Source organism: Pannonibacter phragmitetus, from assembly GCF_050510895.1.
Classification (GTDB): Bacteria; Pseudomonadota; Alphaproteobacteria; order Rhizobiales; family Stappiaceae; genus Pannonibacter; species Pannonibacter phragmitetus_B.
On the sequence record NZ_JBNINT010000001.1, the window covers coordinates 1,438,392 to 1,453,161 of the forward strand.

The 14,770-nt window shown below is 59.8% G+C and carries 11 protein-coding genes, 4 tRNA genes and 2 pseudogenes; 13 read left to right on the plus strand and 4 right to left on the minus strand.

The features are described from left to right. Window positions 1–110: 110 nt before the first annotated feature. Window positions 111–449 (minus strand): P-II family nitrogen regulator, encoded by a 339-nt coding sequence (locus tag ACQB61_RS06755; RefSeq protein ID WP_019964692.1) that lies wholly within the window; start codon window positions 447–449, stop codon window positions 111–113. Window positions 450–811: 362 nt separating this feature from the next. Between ACQB61_RS06755 and ACQB61_RS06760 the strand changes: the two genes are divergently transcribed. The 8 genes and pseudogenes from ACQB61_RS06760 (at window position 812) to ACQB61_RS06795 (ending at window position 10,179) form a co-directional block, all read left to right on the plus strand. Then, window positions 812–2,353: an NAD(P)H-hydrate dehydratase gene (locus tag ACQB61_RS06760; protein ID WP_430512011.1), complete on the plus strand. Its 1,542-nt coding sequence runs from the start codon at window positions 812–814 to the stop codon at window positions 2,351–2,353. Between the two features lie 200 nt (window positions 2,354–2,553). After that, window positions 2,554–2,638: transfer RNA gene (locus tag ACQB61_RS06765), tRNA-Leu, on the plus strand. Window positions 2,639–2,805: 167 nt separating this feature from the next. Next, window positions 2,806–4,170: a trigger factor gene (gene tig, locus ACQB61_RS06770; RefSeq protein WP_430512012.1), complete on the plus strand. Its 1,365-nt coding sequence runs from the start codon at window positions 2,806–2,808 to the stop codon at window positions 4,168–4,170. A gap of 224 nt (window positions 4,171–4,394) precedes the next feature. Then, window positions 4,395–5,030, plus strand: a complete 636-nt coding sequence (clpP, locus tag ACQB61_RS06775) for an ATP-dependent Clp endopeptidase proteolytic subunit ClpP (protein ID WP_430512013.1) — start codon at window positions 4,395–4,397, stop codon at window positions 5,028–5,030. Window positions 5,031–5,257: 227 nt separating this feature from the next. Next, on the plus strand, window positions 5,258–6,523 hold the full coding sequence (gene clpX / locus ACQB61_RS06780) for an ATP-dependent Clp protease ATP-binding subunit ClpX (RefSeq protein ID WP_334249935.1): 1,266 nt from the start codon (window positions 5,258–5,260) through the stop codon (window positions 6,521–6,523). Between the two features lie 344 nt (window positions 6,524–6,867). Then, a pseudogene (lon, locus tag ACQB61_RS06785) lies at window positions 6,868–9,305 on the plus strand (endopeptidase La). 184 nt (window positions 9,306–9,489) lie between these two features. After that, window positions 9,490–9,765, plus strand: coding sequence for an HU family DNA-binding protein (locus tag ACQB61_RS06790; protein ID WP_430512014.1), 276 nt, complete (start codon window positions 9,490–9,492; stop codon window positions 9,763–9,765). Window positions 9,766–10,103: 338 nt separating this feature from the next. Further along, window positions 10,104–10,179: transfer RNA gene (locus ACQB61_RS06795), tRNA-Val, on the plus strand. A gap of 308 nt (window positions 10,180–10,487) precedes the next feature. Here ACQB61_RS06795 and ACQB61_RS06800 read toward each other — a convergent pair. The 3 genes and pseudogenes from ACQB61_RS06800 to ACQB61_RS06810 form a co-directional block, all read right to left on the minus strand. Next, window positions 10,488–10,778 (minus strand): hypothetical protein, encoded by a 291-nt coding sequence (locus ACQB61_RS06800; protein WP_430514448.1) that lies wholly within the window; start codon window positions 10,776–10,778, stop codon window positions 10,488–10,490. Between the two features lie 74 nt (window positions 10,779–10,852). Continuing rightward, window positions 10,853–11,010, minus strand: a pseudogene (locus ACQB61_RS06805) (methyl-accepting chemotaxis protein); the annotation flags it as partial. A gap of 232 nt (window positions 11,011–11,242) precedes the next feature. Beyond that, window positions 11,243–12,172 carry a cache domain-containing protein gene (locus tag ACQB61_RS06810; protein ID WP_430512015.1) on the minus strand — a complete coding sequence of 310 codons (930 nt, stop codon included), beginning with the start codon at window positions 12,170–12,172 and terminating at the stop codon, window positions 11,243–11,245. 325 nt (window positions 12,173–12,497) lie between these two features. On the opposite strand from ACQB61_RS06810, the gene ACQB61_RS06815 reads away from it, so the two are divergent. The 5 genes from ACQB61_RS06815 (at window position 12,498) to ACQB61_RS06835 (ending at window position 14,769) form a co-directional block, all read left to right on the plus strand. Beyond that, window positions 12,498–12,574 (plus strand) — tRNA-Asp (locus tag ACQB61_RS06815). A 39-nt stretch (window positions 12,575–12,613) separates the two neighbouring features. Continuing rightward, window positions 12,614–12,690: transfer RNA gene (locus ACQB61_RS06820), tRNA-Asp, on the plus strand. Between the two features lie 436 nt (window positions 12,691–13,126). Continuing rightward, window positions 13,127–13,492, plus strand: coding sequence for an NADH-quinone oxidoreductase subunit A (locus ACQB61_RS06825; RefSeq protein WP_430512016.1), 366 nt, complete (start codon window positions 13,127–13,129; stop codon window positions 13,490–13,492). Beyond that, window positions 13,483–14,064: a NuoB/complex I 20 kDa subunit family protein gene (locus ACQB61_RS06830; protein ID WP_430512017.1), complete on the plus strand. Its 582-nt coding sequence runs from the start codon at window positions 13,483–13,485 to the stop codon at window positions 14,062–14,064. The genes ACQB61_RS06825 and ACQB61_RS06830 overlap by 10 nt, the downstream gene beginning before the upstream one ends. A 99-nt stretch (window positions 14,065–14,163) precedes the next feature. Continuing rightward, window positions 14,164–14,769: an NADH-quinone oxidoreductase subunit C gene (locus tag ACQB61_RS06835; protein WP_050473200.1), complete on the plus strand. Its 606-nt coding sequence runs from the start codon at window positions 14,164–14,166 to the stop codon at window positions 14,767–14,769. Window position 14,770: the final 1 nt, after the last annotated feature.

Sequence of the window (14,770 nt, forward strand, 5' to 3'; positions counted from 1 at the left end):
GTTTTCACGTGGGCTTTTCTCGCAGCCTGAGTGCCTGCGCCTGTGGCGCAGCGGCCTTGCGGATGCGAAACTTGGGAGCGGGAAATTCCCGCGAAACGGATTGAAAGGCTTCAGATGGCGTCCACGCCGGACTCGCCGGTACGGATGCGGACTGCTTCCTCGATATTGGAGACGAAGATCTTGCCATCGCCGATGCGCCCGGTTTGGGCAGCATTGCGAATCGCGTCGACGGCTTTCTCCACCATCTCGTCGGCGAGGACGATCTCCACCTTTACCTTCGGCAGGAAATCGACGACATATTCTGCGCCGCGATACAGTTCGGTGTGTCCCTTCTGCCGGCCGAAGCCCTTGGCTTCGGTCACGGTGATACCCTGAAGACCCACTTCCTGCAGCGCTTCCTTCACCTCGTCGAGCTTGAAGGGTTTGATGATCGCCTCGATCTTTTTCATCGTCTTGCGTCTCTCTCCGTTTCGGTGGCCATTGTCTGGCACGTTTCTGCGGCGGGGTCCGGATCGCGCGATCGGGGAGGCCCGTTGTTGCCTCCATCATTGCACGATGCGTGCCAACTTTTCTCATCACCCGAAAGCGCCAAAAAAGGGGCATTGCGGACACTGTGGCCGATCCCGGCGGTTCCGCCAAGCTGATTTACTGCCTGTTTTTTGTCCAATGTGATGCCTAATTGTGCATCTGTCTGCTTTTCATGCTGATGCCGGTCTGGAAAGCGCGGATCGGCTGGTGTCAAAGGGGCTTGCGTGTGCGGCTTCTATTAGCAACTCTGACGCCCGTTTCAGAAGGTGTTTGGGGATATGTCATGGTGCCGGGTGTCGAATTGCTCACTCCGCAGGAAATGCGCCGCGCAGATGCGTTGACGATCGAGGCGGGTACGCCGGGTCTCGAGCTGATGGAGCGCGCTGGTCGCGGTGTAGCCGATGCGGCGCGGGCCATGCTGGTGCCGGGGCAGGGAGTGCTGGTGCTCTGCGGGCCCGGAAACAACGGCGGTGATGGTTTCGTTGCTGCCCGGCTGCTGGCGCTTGAGGGTGTGCCGGTGATGCTGCTTCTTTGCGGGCCACCAGAACAGCTTTCTGGTGATGCCTGGAGTGCCTGGCGGCGCATGGGGGAAGAGGCCGCCGATGGCATCCGGTTTCTGGAGGCTGGCGCCAATCCCTTTCGCGACAGCCCAGGGGCAGATGCTCCGCTGGTGATTGATGCCCTTTTTGGTGCAGGCCTCTCCCGTCCTGTCGGTGGATATGAACTGGAACTGGTCAATGGTCTCAATGCCTCAGGCTTCCCGGTGCTGAGCGTCGATGTGCCGAGCGGACTTGATGGCGCGACGGGGGAGGTGAGGGGCGTTGCGGTCAAGGCTGTACGCACTGTCACCTTCTGCCGGCTGAAGCCAGGCCACCTGCTGTTGCCGGGGCGTGTTTTATGCGGTCATGTTGAGGTTTGCGATATCGGCATTGCCAATGAAACGGTTTTGAAGGCTGGCGGGCCAGGGTGCTGGCAGAACGGGCCGCAGGTCTGGGGTGCTCTTGTGCCGCGGCCGCGGGTGGATGGGCACAAGTTCTCCCGTGGCCATGCGGTGGCCGTCTCTGGTCCGGCTCACGCAACTGGTGCCATACGCCTATCAGCCATGGCGGCCTTGCGTTGCGGGGCAGGGCTTGTGACGGTCGCCTGCGAACCTTCGGCCACCATGATCCTGGCGAACCATCTGACCACCGTCATGCTGCATCCCTTGCGTGGGGAAGGCGCGCTGGCGGAGCTTCTGTCCGACAGCCGCATTACGGCGCTTGTCTATGGGCCAGGTGCCGGGCTGGGGGCGGATACCCAGGCTGCGGTGCTCGATCTTGCCGCGTCCGGCAAGGCGCTTGTGCTGGATGCCGACGCGCTTTCGAGTTTTGCAGGATCTGAGACGTCCCTTTTCGTTACTGTTGAAAAGAGGCTGTATGGCGGCGCTCAGCCGCCGGTGCTGACGCCGCATGCCGGCGAGTTCGCCCGTCTTTTCCCGGACTTGCCGCCTCCGGTCTCGGGGCTCGGCAAGCTGGATGCCGCCCGTGCCGCAGCACAGCGCAGTTCCTCAGTCGTCATATACAAAGGCCCCGACACTGTGATTGCCGCTCCGGACGGGCGTGCGGTCATCAACGCCAATGGCACAGCCTGGCTGGCAACGGCCGGCTCTGGCGATGTTCTGGCCGGAATCGTCACCGGGCTGCTGGCGCAGGGCGTACCTGCCTTTGAGGCTGCGGCCATGGGGGTGTGGATGCATGGCCGTGCGGCAGAGATTGCAGGGGCCGGACTGATCGCGGATGACCTTTTGCCGGCTCTCAAGGATGTGGTGCGGGAGCTTTCCGCGTAGAAATGGCAGCAGCCGCCATTTTTGCTTTGATGCGGCAGGGACGGGTGCTATAGAGGCCCCGCCTTGGCTACGGGCGCTGTTGAGCGTTTTTTGCGGCAGGTAACGGCCTGCTGTGCGGAAAACGTTCCAGACTCAATGCCCCGTGCATGATCCTGCCGTTCCGGCTCGCAAGGCCTGACTGCATCATGTTCAGGGGCGTCGCGGGCGTGGTGGAACTGGTAGACACGCCAGATTTAGGTTCTGGTGGCGTAAGCCGTGGGGGTTCAAGTCCCTCCGCCCGCACCAAGTCATGGGTCTTGAGGAGTGCCGGCCGCAGGCAGCCGATCTGGGCACCGGTCCAGAGATGAACTGGTCCAGAACGTAGCGGCCCCCTTTTAAAGAGGCCCGTCATGGGCTGATCGAAAACACGAAGATGGAACGCTGGTTCCATACCGAGGACGAAGCATACTACCATGCAGGTGACCGAAACCCTTTCCGAGGGCCTCAAGCGCGAACTGAAAGTCGTTATTCCGGCGACCGAACTGGCGGCCAAGCTTGAAACGTACCTCGACGAACTGAAGTCCAAGGTGCGCATCAACGGCTTCCGTCCGGGCAAGGTCCCGGCCGCGCATCTGAAGCGCATGTACGGCCGTCAGGCCATGGCAGAGATCCTGAGCAACACGATTCAGGAAACCAGCCAGAAGGCCATTGAAGAGCGCAATGAGCGCCCGGCCCTGCAGCCCGAGATCGACCTGCCGGATAATGAGGCAGAGGCGATCCTGGAAGGCAATGCCGACCTCGCCTTCAAGATGAGCTACGACCTGCTGCCGCAGTTCGACATCATCGACTTCTCCGGCATCGAGATCGAGCGTCCGGTTGTCGAGATTTCCGAAGAAGGCGTGATGGAGCAGGTCTCTGCGATCGCAGAGAGCAACCGTCCGTTCGAGAGCAAGGGCGAAGGCGCCGTTGCTGAAAACGGCGACCGCGTCACCATGTCCTACCTGGGCAAGCTCGACGGCGTTCCCTTCGATGGCGGCGCTGACGAGAATGGCCAGCTGGTGCTCGGCTCCGGCCAGTTCATCCCCGGCTTCGAGGACGGCGTCCTCGGCATGAAGCAGGGTGAGGAAAAGGTCATCTCCGTGACCTTCCCGGAAGACTATCCGGCCGCTCAGCTCGCCGGCAAGGAAGTCACCTTCGACATCGTCCTGAAGGACGTTGCCGCCCCCGGTGACGTGAAGATCGACGAAGACTTCGCCAAGAGCCTCGGCCTTGAGTCGCTGGACAGCCTGAAGGGCATCATCCGCGGCCAGATCGAAAGCCAGTTCGGCGCCATGACCCGCCAGCGCATCAAGCGCCAGCTGCTGGACAAGATGGACGAGTCCTACTCGTTCGAACTGCCGTCCAAGCTGCTGGAGACCGAATTCCAGAACATCTGGAACCAGGTCGAGGCCGACATGAAGCGCAACGGCAAGACCTTCGAAGAGGAAGGCACCACGGAAGAGGCTGCCAAGGCCGACTACCGCAAGATTGCCGAGCGCCGCGTGCGCCTGGGTCTGGTGCTCTCCGAGATCGGCGAGAAGAACAAGATCGAAGTGACGGACGAGGAAGTCCAGCGCGCGCTCTATGACCGCGTGCGCCAGTTCCCCGGCCAGGAGCGTCAGGTGTTCGAGTTCTACAAGAGCAATCCGCAGGCTCTCGCCTCGCTGCGCGCTCCGATCTATGAGGAAAAGGTCGTCGACTTCATCCTCTCCCTCGCCAAGGTGACCGACAAGACCGTCACCAAGGAAGAGCTGGAGAAGCTCGTCGCCGAAGACGAGGACGAGGCTGCCTCGAACTGATCCCATAGGGACTTGGCGATGCGGCGTGAGGGCTTTAACCTTGCCTTCACGCCGCATCTGCAACAGTCTTGAGTTGCTGGCGGCATCCCCTATGTATGGGTGTCGCTTTTTCGACTCAAAGGGCCGTGCAACGGTGCGGTGCCTGACTGACGAAGATGCGTTTCAACGCTGTCTGTCCGCGCCCCGGTGGCCTGCGGGCGGCAAAGCCAGAAGATGGATGAGGTATGCAGGATCCTGTCGAATTCTACACGAACACGCTCGTGCCGATGGTCGTCGAGCAGACCAGCCGCGGCGAACGGGCCTTCGACATCTACTCGCGCCTCCTGAAGGAACGCATCATTTTCCTCACCGGCCCGGTCGAGGATCATATGGCGACGCTGATCTGCGCGCAGCTGCTGTTCCTTGAGTCGGAAAACCCGACGAAGGAAATTTCAATCTACATCAATTCGCCCGGCGGCCTCGTGACGGCTGGCCTTGCGATCTACGACACGATGCAGTTCATCCGGCCGGAAGTGTCGACGCTTTGCATCGGTCAGGCTGCATCCATGGGCTCGCTGCTGCTGGCAGCCGGCCACAAGGGGTCCCGCTTTGCGCTGCCGAACGCACGCGTCATGGTGCATCAGCCGTCTGGCGGGTTCCGTGGCCAGGCGTCCGACATCATGCTGCATGCGAAGGAAATCCTGAGCCTGAAGCGCCGCCTCAATGAAATTTACGTGAAGCACACGGGCCAGACCCTCGACCAGGTGGAAGAGGCTCTGGAGCGCGATAACTTCATGACAGCCGATACTGCAAAGGAATTCGGCATCATCGACAATGTGATTGCGGACCGTAACAGCCTCGCTGGCGGCGAAAGCGCCTGAGGCAATTGAGGGCAGGGGAGCTTTGCCGGCTCCTCTTCCTTCAACAGGTCATTGTTTGGATGACCGGCTTAAACGAATGTTGATCTTTACGGGCGAAGCATGGAGCATGTTTGTTCGTAAAGGCCGGAAATGCGGTCTCGGACCGGAACCGGAGCGGCTGGACGGGCCTGCTTCGGGAGACAGAAAGGGAGGGGCGTGCCCCTTCCGGAACCTGCGGGGTTGAATAGATGACGAAGGCCAGCGGCAGCGACTCCAAGAATACGCTCTACTGCTCGTTCTGCGGCAAGAGCCAGCATGAAGTTCGCAAGCTGATCGCCGGTCCGACTGTTTTCATCTGCGATGAATGTGTCGAGCTGTGCATGGACATCATACGCGAGGAGAACAAGTCCTCGCTGGTGAAATCGCGCGACGGGATTCCGACGCCGCAAGAGATTCGCCGTGTCCTCGATGATTACGTGATCGGACAGAACAGCGCCAAGAAGGTGCTGTCCGTGGCTGTTCACAACCACTACAAGCGTCTGAATCACGCCAGCAAGAACAACGACGTCGAACTGGCCAAGTCCAACATCCTGCTTTGCGGCCCCACGGGCTGCGGCAAGACGCTGCTTGCCCAGACGCTCGCGCGTATCCTGGATGTGCCTTTCACCATGGCCGATGCCACAACGCTGACGGAAGCCGGCTATGTGGGTGAGGACGTTGAGAACATCATCCTCAAGCTGCTTCAGGCTGCCGACTACAATGTCGAGCGGGCGCAGCGCGGCATCGTCTACATCGACGAAGTGGACAAGATCAGCCGCAAGGCCGACAACCCGTCCATCACACGTGACGTGTCGGGTGAAGGCGTGCAGCAGGCTCTGCTGAAGATCATGGAAGGCACCGTGGCTTCCGTCCCGCCGCAAGGTGGCCGCAAGCATCCCCAGCAGGAGTTTCTGCAGGTGGATACGACGAACATCCTGTTCATCTGCGGCGGCGCCTTTGCCGGTCTCGACAAGATCATCTCCGACCGCGGCCGCAAGTCCACCATTGGCTTCAAGGCCAATGTGGTGGGCCCGGAAGACCGCCGGATCGGCGAGCTGTTCTCCGAGCTGGAGCCCGAGGATCTGCTGAAGTTCGGCCTGATTCCGGAGTTTGTCGGCCGTCTGCCGGTCATTGCGACGCTGGAAGACCTCGATGAGGAAGCGCTGGTGACGATCCTGACCGAGCCGAAGAATGCTCTGGTCAAGCAGTACCAGCGCCTGTTCGAGATGGAGAACGTGGAACTGACCTTCCACGATGAAGCCCTCAAGGCGATTGCCCGCCGCGCCATCGAGCGCAAGACGGGTGCCCGCGGGCTGCGCTCCATTCTTGAGGCGATCCTGCTCGACACCATGTACGAGCTGCCCGGCCTCAAAGGCGTCAAGGAAGTTGTCATCTCCCCCGAAGTGGTGGATGGCAAGGCCCGCCCGCTCTACATCTACGAGGACCGCGCCGAAACCACGGCAACGAGTGCCTGAGCCTTCCGGCCTTGTGTTCACACAGTTCTGAAATGCCGCCTCCGGGCGGCATTTCTGTTTCCTCCGGGGCGCAGAATCGCGGTTTTCACACGCGTCTGGCGGGTAAGCTCAGGCTGCGGCCCGGTCGTCAACAGGCAAGCTGAAGGGATATTGCTGCCTTGCCTTGACACCCATGGTGCGGGTGTCCACCTAATAGACCATGACGATGGTTTGGCGGCTGACATTCGTGCTCATGTGAGGCGGGATCAGCCGGCCCTCATCCGGACCACCCCGGGACCGGAGGGCCATCCCAAAGCGCCGTACGCGGTCCCCCTCCCAGGACGCGGCGGTGCGGCAAGAAAGGAATGGACATGAGCGAATCTGAAACGCGCTCCCTCAACGAGGCGGACAAGACGGTTTATCCGGTGCTGCCGCTGCGCGACATTGTCGTGTTTCCGCACATGATCGTGCCCCTGTTTGTCGGCCGAGAAAAATCGATCCGCGCCCTCGAAGAGGTCATGACGTCCGACAAGCACATTCTTCTGGCCACTCAGATCAACGCGGCGGACGATGATCCGGCGACGGATCAGATCTACGAAGTCGGTACACTGGCGACCGTGCTGCAGCTGCTGAAGCTTCCCGACAACACCGTCAAGGTGCTGGTTGAGGGCGGCGCGCGCGCGAAGATCACCAACTACACCGGCCGCGAGGATTTCTACGAGGCTGAAGCCGTTGTGCTGCCCGAGAAGGATGGCGAGAACATCGAGATCGAGGCGCTGGCGCGTTCCGTCGTCGCCGAGTTCGAGAACTACGTGAAGCTGAACAAGAAGGTTTCGCCGGAGGTGCTGGGTACGATCAACCAGATCGAGGATTACTCGAAGCTGGCTGACACCATTGCCTCGCACCTTGCCATCAAGATCCCGGAGAAGCAGGACATTCTGGCCATCGTTTCGGTGGCCGAGCGTCTGGAGCGCGTGCTGGGGCTGATGGAAAGTGAAATCTCCGTCCTGCAGGTGGAAAAGCGCATCCGCTCGCGCGTCAAGCGCCAGATGGAGAAGACCCAGCGAGAGTACTATCTCAACGAGCAGATGAAGGCGATCCAGAAGGAGCTTGGCGACGGCGAGGATGGCCGCGACGAGCTGGCCGAACTGGAAGAGCGCATCAAGAAGACCAAGCTCAGCAAGGAAGCGCGCGAGCGTGCCCAGGCCGAAGTCAAGAAGCTGAAGCAGATGAGCCCCATGTCGGCGGAAGCCACGGTGGTGCGCAACTATCTGGACTGGCTGCTGGGCATTCCCTGGGGCAAGAGGAGCAAGGTCAAGCACGATCTGTCGCTGGCGGAAAAGGTGCTGGATACCGATCACTTCGGCCTCGACAAGGTCAAGGAGCGCATCGTCGAGTATCTGGCTGTGCAGGCTCGCGCCAACAAGCTGAAGGGGCCGATCCTCTGCCTCGTCGGCCCTCCGGGCGTTGGCAAGACCTCGCTCGGCAAGTCCATCGCCAAGGCAACGGGACGCGAATTCGTACGCATCTCGCTGGGCGGCGTGCGGGATGAAGCCGAGATTCGCGGCCACCGGCGCACCTACATCGGCTCGATGCCCGGCAAGGTCATCCAGTCGATGAAGAAGGCCAAGCGGTCCAATCCGCTCTTCCTGCTCGATGAAATCGACAAGATGGGTATGGATTTCCGCGGCGATCCGTCTTCGGCACTGCTTGAAGTGCTGGATCCGGAGCAGAACAGCACCTTCATGGACCACTATCTGGAGGTCGAGTATGACCTTTCGGACGTGATGTTCGTGACGACAGCCAACACGCTGAACATCCCCGGTCCGCTGATGGATCGTATGGAGATCATCCGCATCGCCGGTTACACGGAAGATGAGAAGCTGGAGATCTCCCGCCGCCATCTGCTGCCGAAGTCCGAAAGGGACCATGGCCTGAAGGACGGTGAGTTCTCTGTCAGCGAAGAGGCACTGCGTTTCGTGATTCGTCGCTACACCCGCGAAGCGGGGTGCGTAATCTTGAGCGCGAACTGGCAACGCTGGCCCGTAAGGCAGTGAAGGACATCCTCATGACCGGCGTGAAGACGGTTCATGTGGACGAGGCGCTTGTCGAGAAGTATCTCGGCGTTCCGCGCTACCGCTATGGTCAGGCCGAACTTGAGGATCAGGTCGGTGTCGTCACCGGACTTGCTTGGACGGAAGTGGGCGGCGAACTGCTGACCATTGAAGGCGTCATGATGCCCGGCAAGGGCAAGATGACGGTCACGGGCAATCTGCGTGAGGTGATGAAGGAATCGATCTCTGCGGCTGCATCCTACGTGCGTTCGCGTGCGGTTGATTTCGGCATCCAGCCGCCGCTGTTCGACAAGCGTGACATCCACGTGCACGTGCCGGAAGGCGCAACGCCGAAGGATGGCCCGTCGGCCGGCATTGCCATGGCCACTGCTGTCATCTCGGTCATGACCGGAATTCCGGTCCGCCGGGACGTGGCGATGACGGGTGAGATCACCCTGCGCGGCCGCATCCTGCCGATTGGCGGGCTGAAGGAGAAGCTGCTGGCTGCGCTGCGTGGCGGTATCAAGACCGTGATGATCCCGGAGGACAACGCCAAGGATCTGGCGGATATTCCGGACAGCGTGAAGAACGGGCTGGAAATCATCCCGGTCTCCAGCATGGAGCAGGTCCTGAAGACGGCCCTTCTGCGCATGCCGGAGGCGATCGAATGGGATGAAGCGGCCCAGGCTGCTGCAACCTCTGATCAGCGCAATAGCGATGATGATGCGTCCGGTTTGATTGCACATTGAATCGTGAACGCATGAAATAATTGAAGCCCCGGCCTGTGCCGGGGCTTTTTCTTGTAGAATCGGGTGAAAATGGCGGTTTTCTGCGAAAAAATGGCTTGCTTTGCCGTCTGTTTCGCACGAATTTCCGGCCAGCGGCTTTGGCGAGAATCGCCTGCTTTCCGCCGTTTTGTAGAAAGGGACTGCTATGAACAAGAACGATCTGATCGCGGCCGTGGCTGAGAAGACTGGCCTGACCAAGGCTCAGGCCGGTGAAGCCGTCGACGCCACGTTCGACGCCGTGACCCAGGCGCTCAAGGGCGGTGACGAAGTCCGCATCATCGGCTTTGGCAACTTCTCGGTTTCCGAGCGTGCTGCCACCGAGGGCCGTAACCCGCGCACTGGCGAAACGATCAAGATCCCGGCTTCCAAGACGCCGAAGTTCAAGGCCGGTAAGGGCCTCAAGGACGCTGTGAACGGCTGAGGCAGTTCCGGAGCTGTTGCCGGCCCGCTTGCGCGGACCCGGCAAGGCTTATCCGAAAACCCGCGTATGGATGCCATGCGCGGGTTTTTCTGTTTCGCTGGCACCGGGGTATAAACAGGGAAGAAAGAAGGGAAGGGCAGGACGCCTTTCCTGATCTGCCGGGTGCGGCAGAAGGCCGGTTTCCAGCCATCTTCAAGGTGTTTGAAGCCCTTCCATCAACAGGTTATCCAGAGCCTGCGGTAAAAACAAATCGGGGCGTTTAGGCTCTTGCCAAGCCAGACCAATGCCCCTAAAAGACGGGCTTCCGGATCGCCTTGATCCGGCTGGCCATCAGTGCCGGGCGGTTAGCTCAGTTGGTAGAGCGCCTCGTTTACACCGAGGATGTCGGGAGTTCGAGTCTCTCACCGCCCACCATTCTTTCTTCCCATACAAATCGATATGCGAGCCTGAAGTACGGTTCGGTCTGTCCTGCTGTTGGCAAGGCTCTTGAAAAGCCCGTTGGAACCCTGTGGTCCAGCTGTTGATAAGCTGTGCAGTGTTACGGCATCGAAAGGCTTTGGCCTGCGCTTGATGGGGGCTGTGTCACCGGAGGAGCCTTCTTTTCTGCTTGCGGAGCTTGGAGGCAGCCCGAATCCGGCAGGCGAATCCCCAAATAAAAAACCGGCGGAGCGATCCGCCGGTTTTTGACTGTGGAGGGCAGGGGAATCCCGCCAGAGCGCTGATCAGGCTGCCGCTACGGCCCGCAGGAAGGTTTCGATGCGGTTGCGCAGGTCTTCCGTGCTTCGGGCTGTCTGGGTGGAGTTCTGCAGCACGTCTTCCGCCGTCTGCGCTGTGCGCGTCGCGCCGTCGGCCACATGATGCATGTTTTCCGTCGCCATGCGTGTGCCCTGAGCGGCTTCCTGCACGTTGGAAGAGATTTCCTGCGTCGCCTTGCCCTGCTCGTCAACGGCCCCTGCAATGGCGCCTGTGTAACCATTCACCTCTTGCATGATGTCGGTGATCTCTTCGATCACGGCAACGGTTTCGCGGGTCGAGGCCTGGATCGCGGAGATCTGCGAGGAGATTTCTTCCGTCGCCTTTGAGGTCTGGTTTGCCAGTTCCTTCACTTCGGCAGCGACGACGGCGAGATCCCTTGCCGGCCTCGCCTGCGCGCGCGGCCTCGATAGTGGCATTGAGGGCCAGAAGGTTTGTCTGCTCGGCAATGGCCTGAATGAGGCTGACAACCTCGCCGATCTTCTGGGCCGCCGCGTCGAGGCTGGCAACCTTCTGATTCGACTGGGCAGCGCTGGTGGTCGCCTTGCCGACGATCACGCTGCTCTGAGTGACCTGGCGGTTGATCTCGCCGATGGAGGCGGAAAGCTCTTCAGCGGCGGACGCGACGGTCTGCACGTTGGCGGTTGCCTGTTCGGAGGCGGCTGCGGCGCTGCCAGAGCTTTCCTCTGTGCGCGTGGCAATCTGCTTGAGAGCAACGGCAGCCTCATTCAGGCGGCCCGTGTTCTCGGCAACCACGCCAAGAGCCTGCTGCGATCTCGATCTGGAAATTCTCGATGAGGCGCGCAATGGCCTCCTGGCGCTCATGTTCCCGCAGCCGGTCTGCTTCCGTCTGGTTTTCCAGCTTCTGGCGGGTGAGACCGTTTTCGCGGAACACCTCAACGGCGCGGCTCATGCTTCCGACTTCGTCAGACCGGTCCGTCCCTTCAACCGGCTCGTCCAGATGATTGTCCGCGATGCGAAGCATCTGTGCACTAAGGCGCTTCAGCGGGTTCGCAATCGACTTCGCAAGGAAGAGGCTAAGCGTGAGTGCTGCGGCAAGAAGAATAAAGGTCAAGCTGACGCTTTTGATGACCTGATCCCAATAAAGTGCGTTGACGTTGTCAAATAGAATGCCGGACCCGAACACCCATCCCCAATCTTTGTAGTATCCAACATAGCTTGTTTTTGGGAAATGTCCGCCTGTGGGCGCTTCGTAATAATAATCAACATAGCCGCCACCGCTTTTCGTCGCTACGTCGATAAATTCGCGAATGTGATATTTACCCTGAGAGTCTTTCGTGTCCCACCGGTTGGTTCCTTCCGTGTCCGGCTTTTGAGCGTGTATCAGGCGGACACCTTTCTCATCGTAGACGAAGATATAGTTGTCACCGTCAAACTTGATGCCGCGAATGGCTGTCTTTGCTTCAGCCTGCGCATCTTCGATGGACATCTCACCTTTCTTGGCGAGCTGGTTGTATGTATCTGCGATACCAATCGCAGCATCTACAAGACTGCGAACTTCGGAGCTCTTGAACTGCATCAAATTCGTCCGCAAGTTCCAAAGCTGGTACGAAATGACAAGAATGAAACAAGCCGCAAAGAACGCGACCAGTCCATATAGCTTCCCCGAGACCGAGGATGGCAGGATCTTCATTATGAACTCCGGTAAAAATAGAGAGCGTGCTGCTAAAGTGCCGCAAGGTCGTTAACAAATATGCCATTCAACTCGAGGGTTTAAACTTATAGAGATAAGTGAAAATGATTTCTTCTGGTTGTATTTTTCTACGTAAGTTTGTGCAGATTGCCGCCCGCTGCGCTGCCTTGGTTTTATCCACAGTGGTGCCCGGCCAAAAACCCGGTTTTTGGCCGGTTTGGAAAAAATGGTCATTTGCCGGTTCAGGGGTGCTTGACTTCCATCTGGGGGCGCCGTACATCGGCACCACTTCGCGGCGCCGGAAGGCTGCTGCGGGGGAAACGAAGCGGGTGTAGCTCAGTTGGTTAGAGTGCCGGCCTGTCACGCCGGAGGTCGCGGGTTCGAGCCCCGTCACTCGCGCCATTCCCTTTGTGAGGGTTTGGCAACCGTTTCGTAAAGTGTGCGGGTGTAGCTCAGTTGGTTAGAGTGCCGGCCTGTCACGCCGGAGGTCGCGGGTTCGAGCCCCGTCACTCGCGCCACTTACGAAACTTGATGAAGCCCCTCTATGGGGCTTTTTTCATGTCTTGTAAAACTTTCCACGTTTATCAAAAGCTCATCCGGCGGACTGGATGATGGCTGCCGGTGTGGCGGTTCGCCGCGCAGTTATGTGCCGGCAGGTTCTTTTCTTGTGGGGTTTCTGCGCTAAGTGCCCTTCGACAGGAGATGCAGCCCGCATTGTTGCCGTAGGGAAGGTGGGGCTTTCCGGTGTCGTTTCCGGTGGCCGGTTCCCGCAAGTCATTGCGCGCACTGCTTTCGGCTCTTGCGTTGCCCATGCGTGTGAGCTAAGCGTGCGCTCGCATGTTGGTAAAATCGGGGCGTTTGACAGGCTCGAGTCGTGCTCCTATGAGTGGACACGTGCCGGAAGCACCGGATCTCCTCCCGATCCGGCCCGCCAAGTGCAAGGACGCGAAAGACATGGAAGATCTGTTGCGGGACTATCTCCCGATTGCCGTCTTCATCGGCATTGCGCTGGTCATTGGCCTGGCGCTGTTGGTGTCGCCGTTTTTGCTGGCTTATTCCAATCCGGATCCGGAAAAACTGTCGGCCTATGAGTGTGGCTTCAACGCCTTTGACGATGCGCGCATGAAGTTTGATGTGCGCTTCTATCTGGTGTCGATCCTGTTCATCATCTTTGATCTGGAAGTGGCCTTCCTCTTCCCCTGGGCGGTTGTGTTCGGGGATCTGGGCTGGCTCGGCTTCTGGTCGATGATGACTTTCCTCGGTGTGCTGACCATCGGCTTTATTTATGAGTGGAAGAAGGGGGCTCTGGAATGGGACTGACCACGTCTTCGGGCACTCTGGTCGCACCCGCTCCCAAGGGTGTGATCGATCCGGCCACCGGCAAGCCCGTCGGGGCTTCCGATGCCTTCTTCATGCAGGTCAATGACGAGCTGGCCGACAAGGGCTTTCTGGTCACCTCGACCGAAAGCCTCATTCAGTGGGCCCGTACCGGCTCGCTGATGTGGATGACGTTCGGCCTGGCCTGCTGTGCTGTGGAAATGATGCAGATGTCGATGCCGCGCTATGACGCGGAGCGGTTCGGCTTTGCGCCGCGTGCCAGCCCGCGCCAGTCTGACGTGATGATTGTCGCCGGCACGCTGACCAACAAGATGGCGCCTGCGCTTCGCAAGGTCTATGACCAGATGCCGGAGCCGCGCTATGTCATCTCCATGGGCTCCTGTGCCAATGGTGGCGGCTATTATCACTATTCCTATTCGGTGGTGCGCGGTTGTGACCGTATCGTGCCGGTGGACATCTATGTCCCTGGCTGCCCGCCGACGGCAGAAGCGCTGCTTTACGGCGTGATGATGCTGCAGAAGAAGATCCGCCGCACAGGCACGATCGAACGCTAAGGCCGTCCGGGCGCAAGGCCCGGGCAGCATCGTGTAGAATGCAAGGGTGCGGGTTGAGGGATCCGCGCCGACAGGTCCGGAAGGGTCGGGAACAAAACGATGGACGAGACGCTGAAGGAACTCGGCGAGCATATCGGGCTGGCGCTGAAAGACCGGTTGTTGTCGTGGCAGGTTGCCTATGGCGAGCTGACGCTGACCGTTCCGGCCCAGGATATCATCGATGTGGTGCGTTTCCTGCGCGATGACGCGAGCTGCAAGTTCGTCAATCTGACGGATATTTGCGGTGTGGATTATCCCTTCCGCGACAAGCGCTTTGACGTTGTCTACCACTTCCTTTCGCCGGTTCAGAACCAGCGCATCCGTGTGAAGGTGGCAACAGACGAAGACACGCCCGTGCCGTCGCTGACGCCTGTCTTCCCCGGTGCCGAGTGGTTCGAGCGCGAAGCCTACGACATGTATGGTATTCTCTTCTCCGGCCATCCGGATCTGCGCCGTATTCTGACCGATTACGGTTTCGACGGCCATCCGCTGCGCAAGGACTTCCCTGTAACCGGTTATGTGGAAGTGCGCTATGACGACGACAAGAAGCGCGTTGTCTATGAGCCGGTCCGGCTCACACAGGAATTCCGCAACTTCGACTTTCTCTCGCCCTGGGAAGGCACCGACTACGTGCTTCCCGGCGATGAGAAGGCAACGACGAATTAAG

Excerpts from the sequence above, each read along its gene's own strand:
- ACQB61_RS06760 (WP_430512011.1), top strand. The coding sequence starts at position 812 with ATGGTGCCGGGTGTCGAATTGCTCACTCCGCAGGAAATGCGCCGCGCA.
- tig (WP_430512012.1), top strand. The coding sequence starts at position 2,806 with ATGCAGGTGACCGAAACCCTTTCCGAGGGCCTCAAGCGCGAACTGAAA.
- ACQB61_RS06830 (WP_430512017.1), top strand. The coding sequence starts at position 13,483 with ATGGGACTGACCACGTCTTCGGGCACTCTGGTCGCACCCGCTCCCAAG.
- ACQB61_RS06755 (WP_019964692.1), bottom strand. The coding sequence starts at position 449 with ATGAAAAAGATCGAGGCGATCATCAAACCCTTCAAGCTCGACGAGGTG.
- ACQB61_RS06835 (WP_050473200.1), top strand. The coding sequence starts at position 14,164 with ATGGACGAGACGCTGAAGGAACTCGGCGAGCATATCGGGCTGGCGCTG.
- clpX (WP_334249935.1), top strand. The coding sequence starts at position 5,258 with ATGACGAAGGCCAGCGGCAGCGACTCCAAGAATACGCTCTACTGCTCG.
- clpP (WP_430512013.1), top strand. The coding sequence starts at position 4,395 with ATGCAGGATCCTGTCGAATTCTACACGAACACGCTCGTGCCGATGGTC.
- ACQB61_RS06790 (WP_430512014.1), top strand. The coding sequence starts at position 9,490 with ATGAACAAGAACGATCTGATCGCGGCCGTGGCTGAGAAGACTGGCCTG.
- ACQB61_RS06810 (WP_430512015.1), bottom strand. The coding sequence starts at position 12,172 with ATGAAGATCCTGCCATCCTCGGTCTCGGGGAAGCTATATGGACTGGTC.
- ACQB61_RS06825 (WP_430512016.1), top strand. The coding sequence starts at position 13,127 with ATGGAAGATCTGTTGCGGGACTATCTCCCGATTGCCGTCTTCATCGGC.